This window comes from Streptomyces thermocarboxydovorans, assembly GCF_039524635.1.
GTDB classification, from domain to species: Bacteria; Actinomycetota; Actinomycetes; order Streptomycetales; family Streptomycetaceae; genus Streptomyces; species Streptomyces thermocarboxydovorans.
The window spans coordinates 1-23,980 of sequence record NZ_BAAAGU010000052.1 but is presented as its reverse complement, the minus strand read 5'-3'; the positions used below and the strand labels follow the sequence as shown (position 1 = coordinate 23,980).

Below are 23,980 nucleotides of genomic sequence, written 5' to 3'. Positions count from 1 at the left end.
GGTGAGCAAGCGCTTGGATAGCGCCATGTTCACTTCCGTCGACGATGTCTCCGCGCGCCTCGCCGAGGCCGGCTATCTGGCCTCCCCCGCGGTCGCCACCACCGTCTTCCTCGCCGACCGGCTCGGCAAGCCGCTGCTGGTGGAGGGGCCCGCCGGGGTCGGCAAGACCGAGCTGGCCAAGGCGGTCGCCCAGGTCGCCGGGGCCCGGCTGGTGCGGCTGCAGTGCTACGAGGGCGTCGACGAGTCCCGCGCGCTGTACGAGTGGAACCACGCCAAGCAGCTGCTGCGCATCAGCGCCGGCCGGGACGAGAGCTGGGACGAGACCCGCACGGACATCTTCAGCGAGGAGTTCCTGCTCCCCCGCCCGCTGCTGACCGCCATCCGCGGCGACGAGGCGAAGGTCCTGCTGATCGACGAGATGGACAAGGCGGACGTCGAGGTCGAGGCGCTGCTGCTGGAGGTGCTCAGCGACTTCCAGGTCACCGTCCCGGAGCTGGGCACGGTGACGGCGACCCGCCGCCCCTTCGTCGTCCTCACCTCCAACGCCACCCGCGAGCTGTCCGAGGCGCTGCGCCGCCGCTGCCTGTTCCTGCACATCGGCTTCCCCGACGCCGAGTCGGAGCGGCGGATCGTGCGCCTGAAGGTGCCGGGGATCGACGCGGCGCTCGCCGAGTCCGTGGTCCGGGTGGTGGGCGCGCTGCGCGCGATGGACCTGCGGAAGGTGCCGTCCGTCGCCGAGACCATCGACTGGGCCCGCACCTTGCTGGCCCTCGGTGCCGGCACCCTCGACGAGACGGTGGTGCGCGACAGCCTGGGCGTGATCCTCAAGCACCAGGACGACGTGCTGAAGGCGCAGGCCAAGCTCGACCTGGACGCGGTGTGACCACCTCCGCGGATCTCGCCTCCCGCCTGACCGGGCTGGTCGACGCGCTGCGCGCGCACGGCCTGCGCATCGGCACCGGTGAGTCGGTGGACGCGGCGCAGGCGGTCCGGGCGCTCGGCCTCGCCGACCGCGAGCTGCTGCGCGAGGGGCTGGCGGCGACCCTGCTGCACTCGGCCGGTGCGCGGCCGGTGTTCGACGCGGTCTTCGACCTGTACTTCCCGAGCGGCGTCGGCGCGCCGGACCTCGAGCCCGCCGACCGGGAGGACCTGCGCGACCGTCTGGCCGCAGCGCTCGCCGACGACGACACCGCCCTGATGCGCCGGCTGGCGATCGAGGCCGTCGACGGCTTCGGCGGCTACGGCGGTTCACCCGCCTCGGACGGCTGGTCCTCGTACCAGACGCTGGACCGGCTGCGCCCGCAGACCCTGCTGGCACGGGTGCGGGACGAGGTGCGGTCGCGGGGCGGCTCCACCGGGTTCGGCGACCGGCTGCTGGAGGACGAGATCCGGCGGCGCATCGAGGAGTTCCGGCGGATGGTGACCGCGGAGGCCCGGCGCCGGGTGGCCGAGCGGCGGGGCCGGGACGAGATCGCCCGGCGGGCGGTGGCCCCGACGGCGGACCGCGTGGACTTCCTGTTCGCGGGGAAGGACCGGCTGGCCGAACTGCGCCGGACGGTGCAGCCGCTGGCGCGGAAGCTGGCGACCCGGCTGGCCGCCCGCCGGCGCCGGGCGGCGCGCGGCAGCATCGATCTGCGGCGCACCCTGCGCGCCTCGCTGTCCACGGGCGGGGTGCCGATGCGTCCGGTGCTGCGCCGGCGCCGTCCCGCGCGGCCGGAGCTGCTGCTGCTGTGCGACGTGTCCGGCTCGGTGTCGGGCTTCTCTGACTTCACCATGCTGCTGGTGCAGGCGCTGCACGACCAGTTCAGCAAGGTGCGGGTGTTCGCCTTCGTCAACCGTGTCGACGAGGTGACGGGCCTGCTGGTGCACGGTGCCGCCGACCCGGAGGGGCTCGGCGCCCGCATCAGGGGCGAGGCCACGCTCACCTCGTGGCACGGCAGCAGCGACTACGGCGCCGCGCTGGGCGAGTTCACCGAGCGGTACGCGGACGCCGTGGGCCCGCGCACCACGGTGTTCGTGCTCGGCGACGCCCGCAACAACATGGGCGACCCGAACCTCCCCGCGCTGCGCGAGATCGCCGCCCGCGCCCGGCGGGTGTACTGGCTCAACCCCGAGCAGCGCTCCCGCTGGGGCACCGGCGACTCGGCGGCACTCGAGTACGCCGAGCTGGTCGAGATGCACGAGTGCCGCAACGTACGGCAGTTGAGCGCGCTCGTGGGGCGGCTGCTGCCGGTATGAGGACCGGGCACGTGCCCGAACGGGGTACGGGGCCGGGGGTCAGGTGGCGCGGCAGGCGGTGAACAGCAGGTACTCCCAGTCCATCACCGTGCCGTCCGCGCCCGGCCCCCGGTCGTGGCGCCGGGCCAGCTCCGCCAGTTCCCGGTCCAGGGCGGCGGCACGCTCGGTGTCGTCGCCGATCGCCTTGTAGACGCTGATCGTCGGGCCGTAGCGCTGCTTGAAGTAGTCCCGCCACTCCTCGGGCGAGGCGAAGCGGTCCACCGTGGCCATGCGCCGCTCCGCCGTCACATCGGTGATCCGGTCGCCGAACAGCGCGCGCACATGGCTCTCGTCGCCCCACAGCGGCGGCGGCTGCGCACCCGGCGGGGGCGGCGGGGCGTAGGGCTTCATCGCGGTGAGCATGCTGCCGAGGAAGCCCTCCGGCGTCCAGCTCAGCAGCGCCACGGTGCCGCCGGGGCGGCAGACCCGCAGCAGCTCGTCGGCGGCCTTCTGGTGGTGCGGGGCGAACATGACGCCGACGCAGGACAGCACGACGTCGAAGGAGGCGTGGTCGAAGGGCAGGGCCTCGGCGTCGGCCTCCTGCCAGCGGAGTTCCGCGCCCTGCTTCTCGGCCAGCCGCCGCCCCGTCTCCAGCAGTTCGGGGGTCAGGTCGGAGGCGACCACCTCCGCACCGGCGAGCGCCGCGGGGACGGCGGCGTTCCCGGAACCGGCCGCCACGTCCAGCACCCGGTCCCCCGGGCTCACCCCGGCCGCCCGGACCAGGATCTCCCCGAGCTGGGGGATGATCTCGGCGGCCACGGTCGGGTAGTCGCCCTGGGCCCACATCGCGCGGTGCTTGTCCTTCAGGGCACGGTCGGCGGCGGCCGTGTCACCTCCGTTGCCCATGAGCGCTCCTCGACGGTTCACGGCACGGCCTCGCCGGCGCGCCTTCCTCCTCCTTCTTCTGCCTTCTGCCTCGCTACTCCTTCTTCGCATACTCCTGCGCCATGGCGCCCGCGAAGTCGTACACCACTACCTGCTCGTCACCGACGACCCACGCGTCGTGGCCCGGCGGGCAGACGAAGACGTCTCCGGGGCCGACTTCGCTCTCGGCACCGTCGTTCATCTTGATGTGCATCCGGCCCTGGACGACATAGCCGTTGTGGTGGATCTCGCACAGCTCGGTCCCGGCGATGGGGCCGACGGACTCCGTCCAGCGCCATCCCGGTTCGAACGTGGCCACCGCGAAGTCCAGCCCTGTCAGGTGCACCGCCTCGAGGTGTCCCCTCGGGAAGTCGCGCCGCTCGTCCGGCTTGTCCAGCGTCTTGACCTCCAGCATGGCCCTTCTCCCTTCCGACGGCCCTGGTGACCGCGTCGGACGGCCCTGGTGACCGCGCACGGGCCGGGGCCCTCCACTCCATCGTCCGTCCGGCAACTCGGCGGCGCCATTCGGGTGACGGGCCCGCTCGGGGAGCGTCAGGCGCCGGGGCCGCAGAGCCTGGCGAAGCGCTCCGCGTCGATGTTCCCGCCGGAGAGGATCACCCCGACCCGGCCGGGAAGCGGGCCCGCCCGGCCGGTGAGCAGCGCGGCCAGCGGGGTGGCCCCGCTCGGCTCCAGGACGATCTTCAGGCGCTCGAAGGCGAAGCGCATGGCGTCCCTGATCTCGTCCTCGCCGACCGTGACGACCCCGTCCAGCAGCCGCCTGTTGACGGAGAATGTCAGCTCTCCGGGAGTGTGCAGGGCCTGCCCGTCGGCGATGGTGTGCGGGACGGGGATGCTCACCCGGTGTCCGGCCTCCAGGGACCGCTTGGTGTCGTCACCGGCCTCCGGCTCGACCCCGACCACGCGCGCCGCGGGCCGGAGCCCCTTGACGGCGGTGGCGCAGCCGGCGATCAGGCCCCCGCCGCCGACCGGGGCGAGCAGCAGGTCCAACTCGCCTGCCTCCTCCAGCAGTTCCAGGGCGGCCGTGCCCTGCCCGGCCATCACGTGCGGATGCTCGTAGGGCGGGATCAGGGTCAGGCCCCGTTCGGCGGCGAGGGCCTCGGCGATGGCCACCCGGTCGCCGGTGTAGCGGTCGTAGGTGACGATCTCCGCTCCGTACCCCTCGGTGGCCGCCCGCTTGGACGGCGGTGCGTCCTCGGGCATGACGATGACGGCGTGGGTGCCGAGCTCCCGGGCGGCGAGCGCGACCGCCTGGGCGTGGTTGCCGGAGGAGTAGGCGGCGATGCCCCGGGACAGCTGCTCGGGGGTGAGCCGGGAGGCCGCGTTGTAGGCGCCGCGGAACTTGAAGGCGCCGACCCGCTGGAAGTTCTCGCACTTGAGGTGGATCTCGGCGCCGGCGAGCTCGTCCAGCGTGCGGGAACGCAGCACCGGGGTGCGGTGGGCGACGCCCTTCAGGCGCTCGGCGGCGGAGCGGACGTCGTCCAGGGTCACCGGCGGGCTGGTGGTCGTCATGCGGGGCCTCCGGGTGGGGTGGGGTCGGTGGATGTGCTCGGGGTGCCGGGCCGGGACCGGGTGCCGGGCGCGGCCGGGGGATGCGGGTGGCCGGCTTCGTTCTCCGCCTGGTCCCCGTTCCGTGCCTGGGAGAGGTAGCTGTAGGCGGAGGCGCGGGAGATGCCGAGCCGGGACGCCACCTGCTCGACCGAGCGCCGGACGGCGAACACACCGCTGGCGTCCAGGTCGCGGAAGAGCCGCAGCCGTTCGGCGCGGTCGAGCTGTGCCCAGCCGCGGTGCCGGCGCAGCGGGTGGGCGTCGATGACGGCGTCCACCACCGAGCCGATGTCGTTGCCGAATGTGGTGGTCGGGGGATCCGCGGCGGGGCCGGTGCCGAGGCCGGCGAGCGCGCCGAGCAGGGCGTGCGCCTGCCCGACGGCGGTGGCGTCGATGTTGACGCACAGGGCGCCGAAGACCGCTCCGGTGGAGTCGCGCAGCGGCATGGTGGAGGACTTCACCAGCGTCCCGGTGCGGGTGCGGGTGAGCTGGTTGAGCTCGTTCCGCGCCTCGTCGCCGCGGGCGAGCATCCGCATCCCGATCTCGCTCATCGCTCCGCCGACGGACCGGCCGGTCACCGATCCCGCCACGGCGATCACGGACGCCTCCGGGCGCCGGTAGTCGTGCAGCACCACCTCGCATACGGGTCCGAAGGTGGCCGCCAGCCCGTCGACGACCGTCCGCAGCGCCGCCAGGATCGCGTCACGCTCGGCGCCGAGCTGCGCCTCATCGGCCGCCATGCCCACTCCCCCCGTCCGCGCCGCGGTCCTCGGAAACGACACCTGGACTATACGTCCAAGGTCTGGATGATGAGTACAGTCCGTCCGCCGGGCAAAACGTGTCGAGGCCGGCAGCCGGACCCCCCGGCGTTCGCCCCGTCAGCCCCTCATGGATGATCGGAGCCGGCCCCTCGACCTGCAGGGCGGGGAGGCGCACCCGCGACGCAAAGGAGATGGCTTTGTCCATCTGGGAGGCTCTGGCGGTCTTCGCTGCCGGAATCGGAGCCGGCACCATCAACACGATCGTCGGCTCGGGCACCCTGATCACGTTCCCGGTGCTGCTCACCACCGGGCTGCCGCCGGTGACCGCCACGGTGTCCAACGCCCTCGGCCTGATCCCCGGGTCGGTCAGCGGCGCCATCGGCTACCGGGCGGAGCTGAAGGGGCAGCGCGGTCTGGTGCTGAGGCTCGGTGTGGCCTCCGCGATCGGGGGTCTGGCGGGTGCGGTCCTGCTGCTGATGCTGCCCGAGACCGCCTTCGAGACGATCGTTCCCGTCCTGGTCGCTCTCGCCCTGGTGCTCGTGATCTTCCAGCCGCGCCTCTCGGCGGCCGTGCAGCGCCGCCGGGAGCGCAACGGCACCTCCGTCGGCTCCCACGGCGGCCCCGTCCTCTTCGGCTCCCTGCTGCTCGCCAGCGTCTACGGCGGCTACTTCACCGCGGCGCAGGGGATCATCTATCTGTCCCTGATGGGGATGCTGCTCGACGACACCCTGCAGCGCCTGAACGCGGTGAAGAACGTCCTCGCCGCGATCGTCAACACCATCGCGGCGCTGTTCTTCCTGTTCGTCGCCGACTTCGACTGGTCCGCCGTGCTGCTGATCGCCGTCGGTTCGGCGCTGGGCGGCCAGGTCGGCGCGAAGGTGGGGCGGCGACTGCCTCCCTTCGCGCTGCGCGTCTTCATCGTCGCCGTCGGCTCGGTCGCCATCGTCCAGCTGCTGCTCCGCTGATCCGGCGCCGGGCGGGGGCTCATACGATCAATGTCCGGACGGCACACATCTGGCGCGTACTTGTGCAAGCGTTCGCGCGCCGGCGGGGCCGTTGGGCATGCTGGTGAGGTGCCTTGCGGTACCCCCACCGGAGGGAGCGGGAATGGTGGACAGTCCGGTCGAGCGGCACGGGCGCGGCCCGGGGGCACCTCACTTGCGGCTGGACGAGCTGCTGGAGGGCCTGCAGGCGCAGGTGGCGCAGGTGCGGGCCACCCGTGACCGGGTGCACACCCTGCTGGACGCGGTGTTGTCGATCGGTTCCGATCTCGACCTGGGCGTGGTGCTGCGCCGCATCACCGAGTCCGCCGTCACCCTGGTCGACGCCGAGTACGGGGCGCTGGGCGTGCTCGGCGAGGAGGGCAGGATCGCCCAGTTCATCACCGTCGGCGTGGACGAGGAGACCATCGAGCGGATCGGCCACTACCCGGAGGGGCGCGGCATCCTGGGGCTGCTGATCCGGGAGCCGGAGCCGCTGCGCCTGGCCGACCTCACCAGGCATCCGGAGTCGGTGGGCTTCCCCGATGGGCATCCGCCCATGACCACGTTCCTCGGCGCCCCGATCCGGGTGCGCGGCCGCGTCTTCGGCAACCTGTACCTGACCGACAAGCGCAATGGGGGCGAGTTCGACGACGAGGACGAGGCCGTGCTGCGCACCCTGGCCGCCGCGGCCGGTGTCGCCATCGACAACGCCCGGCTCTACGAGGACACGCGCCGCCGTGAGCAGTGGCTGGCCGCCAGCAGCGAACTGACGCGCAGCCTGCTGTCCGGGACCGAACCCGACGACGTGCTGCACCAGGTGGCGGCGACGGTGCGGGCGCTGGCCGGGGCGGATCTGGCGACGGTGGCCGTGCCGATCGCCGGGGGCGGGGAGCTGGTGATCGAGGCGGCCGAGGGCGAGGGCGCCGAGGAGGTGCGCGGGCTGCTGCTGCCGGAGACGTCACTGGCGGTGAAGGTCCACCGGACCGGTGAACGCGTCACCAGCAGCGCGCTCTCCGAGGAGCCCCAGGAGGGCGGCGGCTCCGCCGGCCGGGTGCGGCTGGGCCCGGGGTTCCTGCTGCCGCTGAGCGGCCGCGAGCACGTCCGCGGTGTGCTGCAGGTCGCCAACATGCCGGGCGGCGAGACCTTCTCCGAGGCCACCATGACGATGATCAGCGGCTTCGCCGACCAGGCCGCGCTCGCGCTGGAGATCGCCGAGCACCGCCGGGAGGCCGAGCAGCTGATGGTGCTGACCGACCGCGACCGTATCGCCCGCGATCTGCACGACCTGGCCATCCAGCGCCTGTTCGCCTCCGGCCTGACCCTGAACTCCGTACTGGCCCGGCTGGACGACCGCCCCGACGTGGCCAAGCGGGTCCAGCGGGTGATCGACGACCTCGACGACACCGTCAAGACGGTGCGGACCACCATCTACGCCCTGCGGGAGCACGACCGCTCCGGGGGGCGGCCGACACTGCGGGCGCAGCTGCTGGCCGAGACCGATCTGGCCGCCGAGGTGCTGGGCTTCAGCCCCGCCCTGCGCATGACCGGTCTGCTGGACACCGGGGTGCCCGCGGGACACGCCGAGCACCTGCTGGCGGTGCTCCGCGAGACGCTGTCGAACGTGGCCCGGCACGCGGGGGCCTCCGCGGTCGAGGTCACCGCCGAGGCCGACGTCGCCCGGCTCAGGCTGCGCGTGGCGGACAACGGCCGCGGCATCGACCCGGCCGTGACCCGCCGCAGCGGCCTGGACAACTGCCTCCGCCGCGCCACCGACCTGGGCGGCGGCCTCACCGTCAGCCCGAACGAGCCGACCGGCACGGTCGTGGAGTGGACGGTGCCGCTGCCCGCGGGGACCGGCGCATGAGCACGGTGCCGACGCCTTGTCCCGGACGGCCCAGGGGTCCCGGACGGCCCGGGCGGTGATCCTTCCCTGTGAATCGAGGACAGTCGCCCAGGTGGGGCCGGTCGGCCCTATCCGCTCGCGGCGACGGCGGAGAACATGAAGCAATGGACCACCAGGACGCTTTCCGCGCACTCGACCGGCAGGAGTGCCTTCGGCTGCTCGCCAAGGTGCCGGTCGGTCGCGTGGTCTACACCCGGCAGGCCCTCCCGGCGGTGCTGCCCATCAACTTCTCCCTGGACGCGGACGCCAACGTCCTGCTGCGCACCTCGCCGGACTCCGAGCTGGTACGCGCGGTGGACGGCTTCGTCGTGGCCTTCGAGGCGGACGAGTACGACGCGGCGACCCGCTCCGGCTGGAGCGTGATCGTCACCGGGCCCGCCACGGTGGTCAGGGACCCCGCCGAGCTGGAACGGCTGTCGGAGGCCGCCCCCGCCTCCTGGATGCCCCTGCAGGAGTCGGTGATCGTGCGGATCGAGGCCGAGCTGGTCACCGGCCGTGAGCTCAAGGGGACGCCCGGGAACGGGTGAGTCTCCCGGTCCCGGGCGCGGCGGTCGTCGTCTGCTCCTGGTCCTGCCTGCTGTCCCTGGTGGTCCCTGCCGGCTGCCCCTGGTGGTCCCTGCCGGCCCTGGTGCTTCGACCGTTCTCTCAGTGCCCTTCGTGCTTGAGCCGGTCCTGGGCCTGGGTGGCGATGACCGCCGCCTGGATGCGCCGTTCCACGCCCAGCTTGGCCAGCAGCCGGGAGATGTGGTTCTTCACCGTCTTCTCGGCGAGGTAGAGACGCTGGCCGATCTGCCGGTTGGTCAGGCCCTCGCCGATGAGGGCCAGGATCTCCCGCTCCCGCTCGGTCAGGCCCGGCAGCGCCTCCTCCTCCGGGGACGGCTCCCGCTCCTGGCGGAGCCGGTCCATCACCCGGGCCGTGACGCTGGGGTCGAGCAGCGACTGGCCGGAGGCGACCGTGCGGACCGCCGACACCAGGTCCGAGCCCTTGATCTGCTTCAGCACGTATCCGGCGGCCCCGGCCATGATCGAGTCGAGCAGGGCCTCCTCGTCGTCGAACGAGGTGAGCATCAGACAGGCCAGCTCCGGCATCCGCGAGCGCAGCTCACGGCAGACGCTCACGCCGTCGCCGTCCGGGAGCCGTACGTCCAGCACGGCCACCTGCGGACGCAGCGCGGGCACGCGGACCAGGGCCTGCTCGGCCGTGCCGGCCTCGCCGACGACGGTGATGTCCGGTTCGTCGTCCAGCAGGTCGTGCACCCCGCGCCGTACCACCTCGTGGTCGTCCAGCAGGAAGACCCTGATCGGGCCGCCGTCGCCCGGCTGCGCGCCGTCCGCCATGGAATCGCTCCTCTTTCCGCATCGCGCGTTCCTTCGCACCGCGCGATGCAACTGTCCGTCCTTCGCCGATCCTGCGCCATCCGGGACCGCACGGCCAGGGCCGGTCGGCCCTACCCCGCCGCCACGTCGTGCGCCTGCGGGCCGGCTCAGGGCAGGGACGGCGGCCGGATCGCCAGGAGCGCGAGGTCGTCGAGCCCGGCGAGCCGTCCGACAGGTGCCTGGCCGGTGGCCATTCCGCGATCCACATCAGCGCCATCATCACGGTCCCGGCGACCGCGGCGATCCGCAGGCCGATCCCCGCGAGCAGGGCGACTCCGATGCCGAGCAGGCCCAGCATGAACAGCCAGTCGGCCCAGGCGGCCCCGGCCCAGTCGTGGAAGACGGACTCCATCGGTCCGACGGCGACACCGCTGAGGAAGCCCTCGGTGGGAGAGCCCCCGTCGATCCAGCCCTTCCCGGAGGGGGTCCGCGTAGCCGAGACCGAACGTCTTGTCCAGGAACGCCCACAGGAAGACGAACCCGGTCAGCAGACGCAGCCCGGCCATCGCGTACGCGCCGGCGGCGGTGGCCTCCGCGGTCGCCGGCTCGGCGGACGCCCGGTCCGCCGCGTCCCGGCGCAGCGACGGGAAGCGGAACGCGGGACGTCGGTGCGGGTGCTCGTGAACTGCCATGGCGCTCACCTCTTTCGCACGGTGAAGCCGGATCTCAACGGCTTCATTGCACCTTCAATGTCCCGCGCCACCCACACGAACCGGAGAGGCCGCAAGGCCCGGAGAACGGTCCGAACGTCCCGGATACGGGCGGCCTCTGACGGGCCGTGTGCCGCGGGCCGCAGGCGTCGGTGAGGCCCCAGCGGCTCGCCGGTTTTCCTGACGGGCGCCCGGCGCCGGGCGCCCGTCAGGGGCTCTGCTTCTCACATGTGCCTCATTTCGTCGGCGACTCGGGTCGCCCATTTCTCGATGGTGGTGAAGTCGCGGTAGTCGCCGCCCTTTCCGTTGCGGAGGATCATGCGGGCGACCCAGCCCTTGGCGCCCTCCTCCAGGCAGCCGCCGAAGGTGACGTGGTCGCGGGCGTCGAGGGCGGTCAGGGCCTTCTTGACGCCGGGCACGGGCGGGATGTCGCGCTCCGAGGCGGAGGCGTCCAGGGGGCCGCTGCTGAACAGCCACAGGGGGCGTTCGGCCAGGGCCCTGCGGTGCCGTCGCAGGAAGCGGCGGGCGTCCTTCTGCCAGCGTCCGGCGTACAGTCCGGCGCCGGCCACGACGGCGTCGTAGGGTGCCACGCTCGTCACGTCCTGCGCGGGCCGGGCCTCGACCGTCCGTCCGTCCTTGCGCAGGACCTCGGCGACGGTCTCGGCGATCTGTGCGGTGGATCCGTTCGTGCTTCCGTAGGTGACCAACACGGTGCCGGTCATGGCGGTGCACCTCCTTTCGCGTCCGGCGCGGCCGGTCCTCGGCCGCACCGTGTGCAGGGCCTGCTGGTCGTTGCCGTACGGAGCAGCGATCAGCCGCGGGCTCTCAGCGGAGCCGGCGCAGATAGGGGTCCTGGGGCCTGCACGGCACCAGGCGGATCCGTGCGTCGAGCACGGTGACGCCGTCCGGTGTCGCCAGAACCGGGTTGAAGTCGGCCTCGGCGAGCTGCGGCAGGTCCGCCGCCATCCGGGACAGCCGCAGCAGCAGCTGTTCCAGACCGGCGAGGTCGACGGCCCGGCCGCTGTGTGCGCCGAGCAGCAGCGGGGCGCAGCGCGGTGAGGTGATCAGGTCCTGCACGTCGTGGTCGGTGAGCGGGGCGAGGCGGGCGGCGTGGTCCGCCAGGATCTCGGTGGCGGTGCCGCCGAGCCCGAACAGCACCAGCGGGCCGAACACCTGGTCCTGGACGACCCCGGCGAACAGCTCGGTGCCTCGGGGCGCGAGGGGCTGCAGGACGACACCGGTGACGAGCCCGGCGAAACGCGTGTGCAGGTCGCGGAAGGCGGACCGGATCTGCTGGTCGCCGCGCAGGTCGAGATGGACGGCGCGCTGCTCGCTCTTGTGCACGAGTCCGGGCCAGTGGGCCTTCATCACCACCCGGCCGTCGGCGCCGCGCAGCCGTTCGGCGGCCGTCACGGCCTCGTCCTCGGTCTCGGCCCAGGCCCAGGGGATGTGCGGGATGCCGTAGCAGGCCAGCAGGTCCGCGCAGGGGCGCGGGTCGAGCCAGGCACCGTCGGGGTGGGCGGCGAGGTGGTCCCGCACCAGGGCGCGGGCCCGGTCCGTCTCCACGCCGTCGAGTGCGGGGATCGTCCCGGCGGGGCGGGCGAGCCAGGCGGAACGGCGTGCGGCGTGGGCGAGCGCCCGTGCTGCGGCCTGGGGTTCGGCGTAGGAGGGGACGCTGCCGCCGCCGGCGGCGGCCGTGGGCAGCAGCTCGACGGACCGCGCCTGTTCGAGGCGTACCAGGGTGACCGGCTTCGGAATCGGGGCGGCGGCACCGGTGACGGCTCGCACCAGGTCGTCACCGGTGGCCGCGGCGACCGCCGTGGGGACCAGGGTCACCACGACCGCGTCGATGCCGCCGTACCGCACGATCCGCTCCACGCAGTCCGTCAGCTGCTGTTCGCTGACGGCGGCGGTGGCGTCGACGGGGTTGCCGGCGGCGGCGCCCTCGGGGAGGACGGCGAGCAGGTCGCCGGTCAGCTCCGGCGTGAGCGCCGGCAGGACCAGCCCCGCCTCGGCGCAGGCGTCGGCGGCGAGGACCCCGGCTCCGCCCGCGTTGGTGACGATCGCGACGCGCGGCCCGGCGGGCAGCGGCTGCCCGTGCAACAGGGCGGCCGTTTCGAGAAGTTCACCGACGGAGCGGGTGGCGGTGATGCCGGCCTGGGTGAACAGCGCGCCGCGCGTCATGGTGCGGGTGGCGGCGGCCGCGGTGTGCGAGGCCGCGGCCTTCCGGCCCGCCTCGGTGCGGCCGGCGTCCACGGTCAGCAGCGGCATCCTGCGGGTCACCCGGCGGGCGGTGCGGGAGAAGGCGCGCGGGTTGCCGAAGGACTCCAGATGCAGCAGCGCGAGATCGGTGCGGCCGTCGCTCTCCCACCACTGGAGCAGGTCGTTGCCGCTGACGTCGTACTTGTCGCCCAGGGAGGCGAAGGAGGAGACGCCGATGCCGAGCCGGGACAGCCCTTCGAGCAGCGCGATGCCGACGCCGCCCGACTGCACGGCGACGCCCGCGGTGCCGGGGCTGGGGTGCCCGGCGGCGAAGGTGGCGTCGAGGCTGATGCCGGGCTCCGTGTCGGAGATGCCCAGGCAGTTGGGGCCGACGAGCCGCATGCCGTAGGTGCGGCAGGTGGTCAGGAGCCGCCGTGCCTGGTCCTCGTCGAAGCCCGCGGAGACGACCACCAGGGCCCGGACGCCCGCCCGTCCGCACTCCTCGGCGATCCCCGGGACCGCGGGAGCGGGCGTGGCGATCACGGCGAGGTCGGGGGTCCGGGGCAGGGAGGAGACCGAGGGGTACGACGGCACGCCCAGGATGGCGGTGGCGCCGGGGTTCACCGCGAACAGCCGGCCGGTGTAGCCGCCGGAGTGCAGCTGGCGCAGGATCGCCCGGCCCACCGAGCCGGGGGTGCGACCGGCGCCGACGACCGCCACGGTCCTGGGCCGCAACAGGGGCCGCAGGCTGGCGACGTCGGCAGTGCGGCCGCGTTCCTCGACCGCCGTGAGGTAGGTGTCGTCCTGGTCGAGGGCGATGGTGCAGCGCACCTCCGGTCCCTCGAAGCGGCGCTCGGTGCGCAGGCCGAGGTCGGCGAAGAGCTTCAGTACTTCGCGGTTCTCGCTGAGCGCGTCGGCGGTGAAGGCGGTGATCCCGTCGGCGCGGGCGGCGGAGACGAGGTGCTCGACGAGCAGGGTGCCCACGCCCCGGTGGTGGAGCCCGTCGGCCACGGCGACGGCCACCTCCGCCGTCTTCCGCCCCGCTGCCGCCCCGCCCTCCTTGTCGTCCTCGGTCTCGTACTCCGCCAGGCCGATCACCCGGCCCCGCCTCTCGGCGAGCAGCGCACGGTAGCCGGGGCGGGCCGGTCCGCAGGCCCGGTCGGCCGCGAGCCGGGCCGACCTGCGGGAGAGGGAGAAGAACCGCAGCCGCAGGTTCTCCGGGGACATCTCCTCGTACAGCCGCTGGATCTGCTCGTGGTCCTCGGGCCGGACGGGACGGATGCAGACGGTGGCGCCGTCGGCAAGCAGTGCGTGGACGGGGGGCCGGTCGGTCACGTCGTGCTGCGTCATCACGGGACTCCTCACACAACCGGTCTGTCATCTCGAGCATCCGGCGGATCGGACGGCCGTCCCATGGGCTGACCGGGGCGCTTCAAAGGCCGGTCGGCCCCGGCCCCGTGCCGGTCGGCCCGTCAGGCGGGGCCCGTCAGGCGGGGCTCGTCGGGCGGGGCTCGTCGGGCGGGTGATCGTCAGTGGTGGGCGACGACGGCGACGGGCGCCGCGCAGTGGTGCAGCACCGCCTGCGTGACGGGGCCGATGTGGGCGCCGACCGGTCCCCGGCGGATCCGGCGGCCGACGACGACCAGCGCGGCCTCGCGCGAGGCGGCGACGATGCGGCTCGCGGCGCTGCCGGCCCCGGCACGGACCAGTACCACGGGCGCCTCCGTATGCGTCCTCACGGGCAGCGCCCGCAGGTCCCTGATGAGGGCCCGATGGGCCCGGCTCCCGCTGACGCGCCGCCATCGGCGTTTCGGCCACCGCGGTGCCGTGCCCCGCTCTTTGCGCGGCAAGGGTCGTTGCATCGCGCATGCTCCGTCGGCCGCTCTGTCGCACGGTTCGAGGTCCGTCCGAAACACAGGTGTTCGAAGTCCGGGCGGGCTCGTTGAGCCTCGTGACCCAGCCGCGACGACGGATGTGACGGCACAGCGACAAAGCGACAACGCAACAAAGGGGGAATCACTTTGGCCTCGCCCGAGACCCATGAGCAGCAGCCGGAGACCGCTCCGCCGTTCCCGCCACCGGCGGAGATCTCCTACACAGGGCAGTACGCCGTCAACCCGCTCGCCGAAGTGTCCTTCCGGCACATGTGCGCGCAGATTCCCGGGGTGTTGCGGAGGATCGCCCGCCTCGCGTGGCTGACCGACCGGCGGGCGGTGCAGCTGTTGCTGGGCTGCCAGGTGATCACCGGTGTCTCGGCAGCCGTCCTGCTGACGGCGACCGCCGAGGCCATGCAGTCGGTCCTCTCCGATCGGGCCGTCGCCGACCGGCTGCACAGTGCCCTGCCCGCGCTCCTGGTGGTGGCTCTGGCCGCCGCGCTGGGACGCGGCGCGGCCTCGCTGGCCATGTATGCGGAGCGGCGGATCACTCCGCGGCTGACCACGGAGACGGACACCGCGCTGGTCGAGGCGGTGTGCCGGGTGGAGGCCGCCGCGTATGCCGTGGACGGCTTCTCGGACCGGCAGGAGGCCGCCGAGATGGGGGTGATCCGTACGCAGGTGATGATCGCCGATGCCCAGGGGTTGATGTCGGCGCTGATCCGCATGATGACGGCCGGTGGAGTTCTGTCGGTGCTGAACGTGCTGATGCTGCCTCTGCTCGTCCTCGCCGTGCTCCCGGCCGGCATCGGAGCGGTGCTGACGGCCCGGGTGGACTACGAGACGCACTACGCCAACGTGGCCGACCGGAATGTGCGGGGCATGATGCGCTGGTGGGCCACCACCTCGAAGTACGGCGACGAGGTGCGCGCCAACTCGATGACCGACTACCTGACGTACTGGTACCGCGCGCTGTCCGACCGCTGCGACCGCCGCACGCTGGCCGCCGCGCCGCGGACCCTGCGGATCTCGCTGCTCTCCTCGCTGGCGGGCGGCTTCTTCCTCGTCGCGACCTGGGGTGCGCTGGCCTGGCTCGCCGCGACGGGACGCATCGACCTCGCGGTCGCCGCCACCGCCGTCGTCGCCGTGCAGACGACGCTCTCGGCCCTGTCGCAGGTCGTCGTCAACGGCGCCGCCGTCTTCCACACCAGTCTCTATCTCGGCGACATGCAGGCCTTCCTCGACGACGCCGCGGCCCGTGCTTCCCGGCGTGGCCCCCGTGCCGTGAGCGCTCCGATCGAGGAGATCAAGGTCGAGGAGGTCGTCTACCGCTACCCGGGCGAGGCCAGGCCCGCGGTCGACGGGGTCTCCCTCACCCTGCGGCGCGGCGAGATCCTCGCCATCGTCGGGGCGAACGGCTCCGGCAAGTCCACTCTCACCCGGCTGCTCACCGGCATCTACCTCCCGGACAAGGGCAAGGTCTTCTGGAACGGCACCGACCTGGCCGAAGCCGACCCGGCCACCGTGTGGGCCAACACCGGTCTGGTGCCGCAGATCTTCGCCCAGTGGCCCCTGCGGCTGCGGGAGAACATCACCCTCGGCCAGCCCCGCACGCACGACGACGAACCGGTGTGGGAGGCGGTGGACGCCGCCGGCCTGCGCGAGACCGTGGAGGACCTGCCCGCCGGGCTGGACACCCTCCTGGCCCGCGACATCTTCGGGGGCGCGGAACTGTCCGGCGGCCAATGGCAGCGCGTCGCCTGCTCCAGGGCCCTGTACCGCAGGCCCGGGCTGCTGATTCTCGACGAGCCCACGTCACAGATGGACCCGCGCGGCGAACACGGCGTCTTCCAGCAGATCAAGTCCATCGCCGCCGACCGCATCACGATCGTCGTCACACACCGCCTGGAGAACACCAAGATCGCGGATCACATCGTGGTGATGGAGCACGGCCGCATCACCGAGCAGGGCGTCTACGACGACCTCGTCCACGCCGGCGGAACCTTCGCCGAACTCCTGGAACTGTCCCGCAAACGCTGAACCACTCCTGCGCCCCCGCACTTCTGCCACTTCCTCCCTCGAGTCCCCCGGAGCATGCATGCCCGACACCGAGCGCCGGATCCTCGACACCTGGACCCGGTACGGCAGCCACCATCTCGCCCGCGGCACCGAGATTCCCGAAGTCGAGCGCCTGGCCTGGGGCTACTGGCCCTCGGCCGGGCCCGGCGAGGAGATCCTCGGTGACCTGGCGGGCTCTTCGGTGCCAACCATGTGGAGGAGCTGGTCGCCGAGGCCGCCCGCCTCGGCATCGAGGCCCTGGCGATCACCGACACCAACGGGCTCTACGGCGCGAGACGTCTGGCGGAGGCCGCGAGCGAATACGGCATCGGCAGCATCTACGGCGCCGGACTCACCCTGGACCAGGGCCTCGGGTCCATCGTGGTGATCGTCCGCAGCCTGCTGGGCTTCACCCGCCTGTCCGCGGCAATCAGCGCCGGGCAGCTGGCCGGCGCCAAGGGCGCCCCGCTCTACGACCTCGACGCGCTCTCGGCTGCCGCGTACGAGGGAGAGTGGGCGATCCTCACCGGCTGCCCCGTCGGCGGCGAGGCGGCCTATGACTCCGACGCCGTCCACGCACGGATGGACCGGCTGGTGGACCTCTTCGGCCGCACCCATCTGTACACCGAACTCGTCGATCACCGCCTACCCGAAGACGGCCCACGCAACGCTGCCCTGCACGCGGCGGCAGAGCGATGGCGGCTGCCGGTAGTGGCCACGAACGCGGTCCGCTGCGCGGCACCGCGTTCTGCACGGCTGGCTGCGGCCCTGACCGCACTGCACCGCCGCGAGAACCTCGACACCGCGATCGGGGAACTGCCGCCGGCCCCGACGGCACATCTGCGCACCGCCGAAGAGATCCTCGGTGCTCTGCTACGCGCTCGGCATCACCTCCGTCGACGCACTCAAACACGGCCTGCTCTTCGAGCGATTCCTGCACGCCGGGAAAACCGACCCGGACATCGACATCGACTTCGAGAACGACCGCCGGGAGGAGGTGATCCAGTACCTGTATGCCAAATACGGCCGGTCGCACTGCGCCCAGGTGGCGAACCTCATCACCTACCAATCCCGCTTGAGCGTGCGGGATTCAGCACGCGCCCTCGGCTATTCCATGGCCCGGATCAATGAGATGACCCGCCACATTCACCACGAGCCGGCGTTTTCCAGGCCGATTCTGTGTCAACTTCAGGTGTGTTGCGTTCCGGCCCCCTGGTCGGCTGTGCTTCCTCGGCGGAAGCGTGCTTCGTAGACGACGTGCTCGACGGCAGCCGGAGCGAGCAAGGGCGTGCCGGGCACCTGGGGGTGCCGCAGGTGCTGCCCGTCGTCGTACACGTGCACCGTGAAGTTCTACGGCCCGGGGCCCACGGCCGTGTCGTACGTGTCAAGGACGTGCTCACGCGCTTACCTATGTCGTCGGTTCTCGGCTGTGACGGACCCGTTGGCGACAGCGTGTGGCCGCCAGAGGTGCAAGGGGAGGCGGCATGACGGGCCCGGAATTCCAGCCCGAGGTGGGTGCTCGGGATCACGTCTTGTGACCGCTGAACAGGGGAAATGTCGCGGCGTTTAGGTGGGCAATGCAGCCTGATGTCTACATGTCTGCCTCCCTGACGGAAAACCGACAAGAGCGAGGTCGTGACATGAAGGTCTACGTCTCGTCGACGCTCCAGGACGCTCGCGCGAGCCCGGCCCCGGGGCCCCGGAAGCCGACCGGGGGGACACGCCCGTCTCCGAGCTCATGGTGGTCGACCGGGATGCCTTCGGCCTCGGACTCGCCCGGGAATGGGTCCGTACCAGACTCCCGCGGGTCCTCGCGTAGTCATCAACCTCGCCGTGCGGTTAGCGTTGGGCGACCACTGCGCCGTAGTAGTTGGCCTCGACCGTGTCCCGGTCGAAGGTCGCGGTTGTCACCGGGAGCCCCCAGGTCCAGTAGGTCATCTGTAGTTGGTCGCCCGGTACTGGTTGGACACGAGCGGTCAACACGATGAAGTGGTTCGGAAAAGCGTTGAGGATGAAGTCGCTTGACTTCTTCGCACCATTGACGATATTGGCCTGGTCGAGTACATGGGCGTGGATGAGTAGCGCGATGTCTCGATTAGTGCTCGGCGCCAGTGCGAGCAGGTGGTCGAGGCCCTTGGTGAAGAAGTAGTTCCCCTCTTCCGAGACCTCGCCGTACAGCCCAGTGGCTCGCAGCCAGTCGGCGACCTCGCCGGCGCTGGTAGCGGCGGAGACGTCTTCGTCCGGCCGCCCCTCGAAGTCGAAGAAGGCGTTCTCCGAGTCGCGCAGTGACCCCAGCATCATCCAGTCGGCGGGCGGGCAGAAACCCGGACCGGCCATGGCCTTGAGAGCGGCGTAGTCCTGGCCGAGCAGAGAGTCGTCGCCGGGCTCGACCGAGTAGGCGCCACCGATGCTGGCTTCGCCGCTGTCGTACAGCTCCGCGGCAAAGCGGACCACGGCGAGCGGATCCCGTTGCAGCCACAGGCGAACGAACGCTGCCGGGCCACAGAGGTTGAGGCTGTCCTGGTCCAGCTTGTCCGGGTCACCGACCAAATCACCCAGGCGGTCGGCCACCTCGTTTCGGTCCAGCTGCCACGGTCCGGATGCCGTACGGGCGCGGAACGCGTCGACCGCGGCGAGCGCCTCCGCCGAGGTCGACCCCCTGCGAGTTGGCGTGGGCATACGGGTGCTGGCGCCGCCGATCGCCGGGCGGCGCACCTCGACCCGTTCGCCGTCGCGGCTCACGGTGGTCTCGCCCGACGTCGCGTCGGTCTGCGAGCGGAGCAAGTTGCGTACCGCAGGCTCCTCGGTGAGCTTGGACGTCGTGGCGGGCCGCGTCTGGCCGATCATGCCGCGAATGGCGCTCTCGGTAAGGTCACCGGCTTGCTTGTCGTCGATCAGTCCGGTCTGCTTGGCCGACTGAATCGTCTTCATCGCTTTATCAATGTCCTTGGACATCTTGCCCTGCAGTGCCAGGTCGGCAGCCTTCGTGCCGAAGGTGGTCGCGGTGACGAATGCCCGCTCAAGGGCCGCGGCGGCGTTCCTCTGCGTGCCCTCCAGCCCGGCCAGGTCGCGGAAGGCGCCAGCCTGGCCCAGCAGATTCAGGGCAGCGCCGACGCCAGTCGGGTCCGGTGCGGCGGGGGCATTCTGCATGGCGATGATGGGCTGGGGGAACTCCGTCGGCGTGACCTCTGCTGGGGCGGCCCGACGGGTCTCGGTCGATGTGGGCAGGATCTGCGGCGGTGAGTCGGGGCTCTGTGACTCCTCCCACCGCCAGAACCGGGTCTCGTCGATTTCCTCGCACGAGTTGCAGGCGCCCATGACCGCCTCGGCGTAGACACCGCTGGTGGGAATGGCGATGCGCGAGGGCTCGATGGGGGTGTTCGGCTGATAGTGCTGGATCAGGTCAATCGGGTTCCGGGTGTCCTGCTGGTACGTCGGGTCCAGGTGGAAGCCGCGGGCCACTGGAAGCACGAGACTGTTCCCGACGATGCCGATGAGCTCGTTCTCGACCACGCTGGCCACCGAACGGCCACCACTGTTGGGCGCCTCGACTCCGTCGAGCAGCATGAACCGCCGGGCGTCGCTCATCCGCGACCAGATGAGGTGGTGGTAGCGCTCGATGTTCTCGTTGAGGTGGTCCAGCAGATTCCGGGCCAGTTCCTTGTCCTCCTCGCGAGGATTGCGGAGCTCCTGGCGGCTCAGCGGCGTCTCGATGCGGACGTCGTCGAGCCCGGTCAGGTCGTTGCGGATGAACGAGTTGGTGAACAGTGCCGACGACATGTGCGTCGTTCGGTAGCGCAGCGCACCGGAGTCGACGATGACCCGAGAGCCCGCAGGCAGCAGGTCGATCACGAACGGCAGACCGGGGAGTCCGAGCCTTGAGCTGATCACCACGGCCTTGATGTCGGAGCGGAGCACCGGGGACAGGGACGCGCCCATCCGCAGCGAGACGTATAGGCTCGCGTCGTTGGCGAATGGGGAGACGAGCGTGGGGTCGATCTTGAGATCGACGGTGGACTCGTTGTTCTTGATCGCGTGCACCCGCAGGAACTGAACGACGGAGGAGGCGATCTTCGGGCCGAGACGCTCCAGAAAGATCCGGTCCTTGAACTGTTGGTCCCTCAAGTACTGGTTGTAAAAGTCCGTCGGGCTGAATCCGAAGAGGCCAAGCAGCGGGTTCCACGACGCTGGGTCGAAGTCGTCGTCCTTGTCCCGTGGCCGGGCAAGCTGGAAGCGGAGATTCAGCTCGCCCTCGACGGACTCCAGGTTCTCGTCGGCGTAGCGGCCCACAGGCAGATCGCTGCCGGCGTAGTTCGCGTCGATCCGGTCCAGCGCCGCGAAGCCGGCCCGCAGCGGCCGCGGTACAGCGTTCGCCAGTGTATTCCGCCACCGCAGAGCCTTGGCGTCGGTGAACCAGGACATCAGGAGCGGCACCAGCAGGCATTCCTGCACGTCCACCAGCCGCTCTCTGACCAACAGGTGCCGAAGCAGCTCGAAGTACTGGATGGTCAGTGCGTGGCAGTGGTTGTAGTTTGCGACGGACTCGGTAGTCGCGACCGTCCGCTCGCCCTGGGCGACGGTGTGCACGACCGACGTTCGCTGCGTCCGCACCGCCGAGGCGGCCTGGACGGTGCGGTCCCGGAGCTGCTGGAGAGCATGCGCCGCCGTGGATCGCGAGGACTCCTGCCATGCGGAGCTGTCCGCGCTGGAGTGGCCCCCGCCGACCCCCAGCAGTCCACCAACCGGGGGAATGATCGCCGCTACCCCGAGACCGGCTGCGAGGCTGCCCGAGGACGCCTGCGAGCCGCCCCGCATGGACTCGCTCAGTGTCCCGGTGACGATGTCGCTGATGTCCCGGTCCCGGGCCAGGCTCGCCTCAAGGCTGTCGCGCGACTCGCGGAACTCCTGCCGTGCGGTCGACTCTCGCCGTTCCCAGTCGACAATGGCGATCTGCTTCTTTTGGCCCGGAGCCAGCGGCAGGCTGTAGAGGAGGTTGCCCATCGAGTAGCCATCGGCAACCCACTCCTGCTTGAACCGCAGGATGTGCCCGTGAGCGATGGTGCTCGCCTGGTAGATCGTGGGGTCGTCGTCCCAGTCCACCGAGTGGTCGCCGGTCAGCTGTTGCCGCCCAGGTGGCTTGGCCACTGCTGAACCGAGATAGCGCTGCAAGTCGCCGTGCCGAGTCAGCTGGGCGGCGGCGTACACCGCCTTCAACGGTGACACTCCCGGGTTGCGCGCCAGCGACTTCAATGCAGCGGCATCGATGAACCCGGTGATCGGCACGCTGGCCTCCTCGACCACCCCTTCAACGGGACCGCCGACCTCTTCAGCTCGCACATCCACAGCTGACGGTGGCGGTGCCAACGCCATTGCAGCCGGCCCTGGTCCCACTGCGCGGCGGAACGCATCTCGCGCCTTGGACAGCTCCGCCCGCACGAATGGCGTGAGTTTGGACGCCGGGACTTTGGGCGGCTCGTCCAGCGTCAGCCCTTTAATCTCCGGCTCGGTCGTGCGGACGAGGTACGTGAAGCTGTAGTCCTCCAAGGTGCGGTCGGGCTTGGTGAAGTCCACGCAGCGGCCCATTCCGGCATCGGCCGAGAACGTGCCGTCCGCCCGTGCCAGCTCGGTGGCGTCCGGGGACCGTGGCGCAGCGCCCGGGTCATGACAGGAGCAGTCCTGCTCGTCGGCAGGTTCGGAGACATCGACGACGAGGACGACTGTCTCCGGGAAGGCGCCCTCCTCCTCCAGATGCACCGGAACGGTGGCGACTTCGTCCGACAGCCCGATGGTGGCGTGGGCCGAGGCATACTTCCCCACCGGATAAGGGCCGGTGAAGTGGCCCTGGGCGTCGGTCGTGGACACCGTGAGCGCACGGAAGTCCTCTGGCTCGGGATCGGCCTTCACCGCGCCCCAGAGGACGACCTGCAGGCCTGCGGCCTGTTGGCGGCCGGCCGAGTCGATCACCCGGCCGCGCAGGCGCGTCGGCTTCTCCGCCGCCGGATCGGTGTTGGGCTGCGTTGTGCCGGGCACGTGAGGCTTGACCGTCAGGGTGACCTGCTGTGGCAGAGCCGAGCCGTCCTGGCTGTCGCTCTTGAGCAGCTCGCCATCCGGCGCACTCGCCTTCAGCGTGACCTGGCCGACGAGGGTCGCCCGGGGCGGAATGCTCAGGGTGACGATCCCGTCGGCGCTGGTCGGGCCCGACGCGGAGAAGGGGATGTCCCCCGTTGCCTCCTGGCCTGTCCTGCGCACACCGATGATCGTGACCGAGTGGCCGGTGAAGTCCCCACCGTCACTGGGGTCGACGAGTCGTACCTCGACCGACTCGGGCGCCAGCGGACGTCCGGTTGGCGCGCCGACCGTCACCCGATGGCGCAGCCTCTGGAGCAGCCGCTCAGTGACTCCCTCCACCTGTAGGAGCGCCTCGACCGAATCGAACGGCCCGTGCTCATCGCGGTAGGCGACGATGCTCTCGGCGATCGTCTCCCCGACTCCGGGAAGCTTCGCGAGGTCCTCCGCGGTGGAGGTGTTGATGTCAACGAGCTCAGTCATGACGGCTCCTCGAAGTGCCGTGAGGCGACGAAGCGCACTCGCCGAGCTGACTGCGGCCGACGTCCCCGCCATGGGCATACAAGCAGGCACGTGCCGGGGTGCGCGAGCCGGAAGACGCCATATGGCGGTTGGGGCGCTTGGTCGGCATCATCGGGAGGCGATGGTCCGGCTGAATTCCGCACGCATCATCATCGTCACCTCGATCGCGGCGACGCGTACGTCGCCCGACGGGCTCTCCTGCGACGCCTCCAAGGCAGGACTGGAAGGCATGACCCGTCGGCTCGCCGTCGACCTCGGCCCTTACGGCGTCACGGCCAGCGCCGTGGCTCCGGACGTGATCGACACCTCGATTCTCGCCACGTCCCACGAGATCCTCGGCGACGTGGTCCCCGAGCCGTCGGGCGGTGACAACAAGTCGGCGAACGCGAACTTCCTCGAAACGGCCGTGCCCGCACGCCGCACCGGCCAGTCCTCCGAGATCGCGGCCACCATCCACTTCCTCGCCAGCGCCGGTGCCGGCTACATCAACGGAGGCGTCCTGCATGTCGACGGCGGCTGGATCGCCAGCTGACACACCGGCAACGGGATCGAGCCATCCCCGTCACCGCGGATGGCACCCGCTGACCCGTCCCAGCGCGGCGTTCCACCCGTTGTCGCGGCCTCGGCTTTCGGTGGCCCGGGTGCGGTCACCGTCGCGCCGGACGCCGGTGAGTCGGGGGGTTCATCTGCGGAACCCTGCACCTCTCGCGGGAGCGATATGAAGAAGATCAAGTCACCTCATGCCAGAGGGCCTTGGCCGGTCACTGTCCTGGCGGTGCAGGCGCGAGGTCGACGGCGGAACTAGGGTCCGTCTTCAAACGGATCTTGCCCAGAGTAGGAATGACGCGAGCGAGACCGCTGCTTCGTAGGAGGTGGC

Annotated in this window: 17 protein-coding genes and 2 pseudogenes; 9 read left to right on the top strand and 10 right to left on the bottom strand. The window is 71.4% G+C overall.

Annotated features, from left to right (window positions below; translation table 11 throughout):
* Positions 1-25 precede the first annotated feature (25 nt).
* The gene (locus tag ABD198_RS23045; protein WP_344005236.1) at positions 26-883 is read left to right on the top strand and encodes an AAA family ATPase; all 858 of its coding nucleotides are present in this window, start codon (positions 26-28) and stop codon (positions 881-883) included.
* Positions 880-2,238: a vWA domain-containing protein gene (locus ABD198_RS23040; RefSeq protein WP_344005233.1), complete on the top strand. Its 1,359-nt coding sequence runs from the start codon at positions 880-882 to the stop codon at positions 2,236-2,238. Before ABD198_RS23045 ends, ABD198_RS23040 begins: the two co-directional genes overlap by 4 nt.
* Before the next feature lie 39 nt (positions 2,239-2,277).
* On the opposite strand, the gene ABD198_RS23035 is transcribed toward ABD198_RS23040, so the two are convergent.
* From ABD198_RS23035 to ABD198_RS23020, 4 genes are all read right to left on the bottom strand, one after another.
* A complete protein-coding gene (locus ABD198_RS23035; protein WP_344005231.1) occupies positions 2,278-3,123 on the bottom strand; it encodes a class I SAM-dependent methyltransferase in 846 nt (281 codons plus the stop codon).
* Positions 3,124-3,196: 73 nt separating this feature from the next.
* The gene (locus tag ABD198_RS23030) at positions 3,197-3,556 is read right to left on the bottom strand and encodes a cupin domain-containing protein (RefSeq protein ID WP_344005228.1); all 360 of its coding nucleotides are present in this window, start codon (positions 3,554-3,556) and stop codon (positions 3,197-3,199) included.
* A 137-nt stretch (positions 3,557-3,693) separates the two neighbouring features.
* The gene (locus tag ABD198_RS23025) at positions 3,694-4,671 is read right to left on the bottom strand and encodes a pyridoxal-phosphate dependent enzyme (RefSeq protein ID WP_344005226.1); all 978 of its coding nucleotides are present in this window, start codon (positions 4,669-4,671) and stop codon (positions 3,694-3,696) included.
* Complete coding sequence (locus tag ABD198_RS23020) at positions 4,668-5,447, bottom strand: helix-turn-helix transcriptional regulator (RefSeq protein WP_344005224.1); 780 nt, start codon at positions 5,445-5,447, stop codon at positions 4,668-4,670. The genes ABD198_RS23025 and ABD198_RS23020 overlap by 4 nt, the downstream gene beginning before the upstream one ends.
* Positions 5,448-5,659: 212 nt before the next feature.
* Between ABD198_RS23020 and ABD198_RS23015 the strand changes: the two genes are divergently transcribed.
* The 3 genes from ABD198_RS23015 (at position 5,660) to ABD198_RS23005 (ending at position 8,881) form a co-directional block, all read left to right on the top strand.
* Positions 5,660-6,433 (top strand): sulfite exporter TauE/SafE family protein, encoded by a 774-nt coding sequence (locus ABD198_RS23015; RefSeq protein ID WP_344005221.1) that lies wholly within the window; start codon positions 5,660-5,662, stop codon positions 6,431-6,433.
* A gap of 142 nt (positions 6,434-6,575) precedes the next feature.
* Positions 6,576-8,315, top strand: coding sequence for a sensor histidine kinase (locus ABD198_RS23010; protein ID WP_344005218.1), 1,740 nt, complete (start codon positions 6,576-6,578; stop codon positions 8,313-8,315).
* A 143-nt stretch (positions 8,316-8,458) separates the two neighbouring features.
* A complete protein-coding gene (locus ABD198_RS23005; RefSeq protein WP_344005216.1) occupies positions 8,459-8,881 on the top strand; it encodes a pyridoxamine 5'-phosphate oxidase family protein in 423 nt (140 codons plus the stop codon).
* Between the two features lie 118 nt (positions 8,882-8,999).
* On the opposite strand, the gene ABD198_RS23000 is transcribed toward ABD198_RS23005, so the two are convergent.
* From ABD198_RS23000 to ABD198_RS22980, 5 genes and pseudogenes are all read right to left on the bottom strand, one after another.
* Positions 9,000-9,692 carry a response regulator gene (locus tag ABD198_RS23000; RefSeq protein ID WP_344005213.1) on the bottom strand — a complete coding sequence of 231 codons (693 nt, stop codon included), beginning with the start codon at positions 9,690-9,692 and terminating at the stop codon, positions 9,000-9,002.
* A 181-nt stretch (positions 9,693-9,873) separates the two neighbouring features.
* Positions 9,874-10,363, bottom strand: a pseudogene (locus ABD198_RS22995) (hypothetical protein); the annotation flags it as partial.
* A 242-nt stretch (positions 10,364-10,605) separates the two neighbouring features.
* On the bottom strand, positions 10,606-11,103 hold the full coding sequence (locus ABD198_RS22990) for a flavodoxin domain-containing protein (RefSeq protein WP_344005210.1): 498 nt from the start codon (positions 11,101-11,103) through the stop codon (positions 10,606-10,608).
* 103 nt (positions 11,104-11,206) lie between these two features.
* Complete coding sequence (locus tag ABD198_RS22985) at positions 11,207-13,933, bottom strand: bifunctional acetate--CoA ligase family protein/GNAT family N-acetyltransferase (RefSeq protein ID WP_344005207.1); 2,727 nt, start codon at positions 13,931-13,933, stop codon at positions 11,207-11,209.
* Between the two features lie 179 nt (positions 13,934-14,112).
* A complete protein-coding gene (locus ABD198_RS22980; RefSeq protein ID WP_344005204.1) occupies positions 14,113-14,445 on the bottom strand; it encodes a universal stress protein in 333 nt (110 codons plus the stop codon).
* A 159-nt stretch (positions 14,446-14,604) separates the two neighbouring features.
* Here ABD198_RS22980 and ABD198_RS22975 point away from each other — a divergent pair, with 159 nt between their 5' ends.
* The 3 genes and pseudogenes from ABD198_RS22975 to ABD198_RS22965 all read left to right on the top strand — a co-directional run bounded on the left by ABD198_RS22975 (position 14,605) and on the right by ABD198_RS22965 (position 17,767).
* Entirely contained in the window at positions 14,605-16,497 is a 1,893-nt protein-coding gene (locus tag ABD198_RS22975; RefSeq protein WP_344005201.1) for an ATP-binding cassette domain-containing protein, read from the top strand.
* A 231-nt stretch (positions 16,498-16,728) separates the two neighbouring features.
* Positions 16,729-17,097 (top strand): annotated as a pseudogene (locus tag ABD198_RS22970) (PHP domain-containing protein); the annotation flags it as partial.
* Positions 17,098-17,380: 283 nt separating this feature from the next.
* The gene (locus ABD198_RS22965; protein WP_344005198.1) at positions 17,381-17,767 is read left to right on the top strand and encodes a hypothetical protein; all 387 of its coding nucleotides are present in this window, start codon (positions 17,381-17,383) and stop codon (positions 17,765-17,767) included.
* Between the two features lie 587 nt (positions 17,768-18,354).
* Here the strand turns inward: ABD198_RS22965 and ABD198_RS22960 are convergent.
* The gene (locus ABD198_RS22960; protein WP_344005195.1) at positions 18,355-23,064 is read right to left on the bottom strand and encodes a ComEA family DNA-binding protein; all 4,710 of its coding nucleotides are present in this window, start codon (positions 23,062-23,064) and stop codon (positions 18,355-18,357) included.
* A 160-nt stretch (positions 23,065-23,224) separates the two neighbouring features.
* Between ABD198_RS22960 and ABD198_RS30775 the strand changes: the two genes are divergently transcribed.
* A complete protein-coding gene (locus tag ABD198_RS30775; RefSeq protein WP_425580527.1) occupies positions 23,225-23,635 on the top strand; it encodes an SDR family NAD(P)-dependent oxidoreductase in 411 nt (136 codons plus the stop codon).
* The last annotated feature ends 345 nt before the right edge of the window (positions 23,636-23,980 follow it).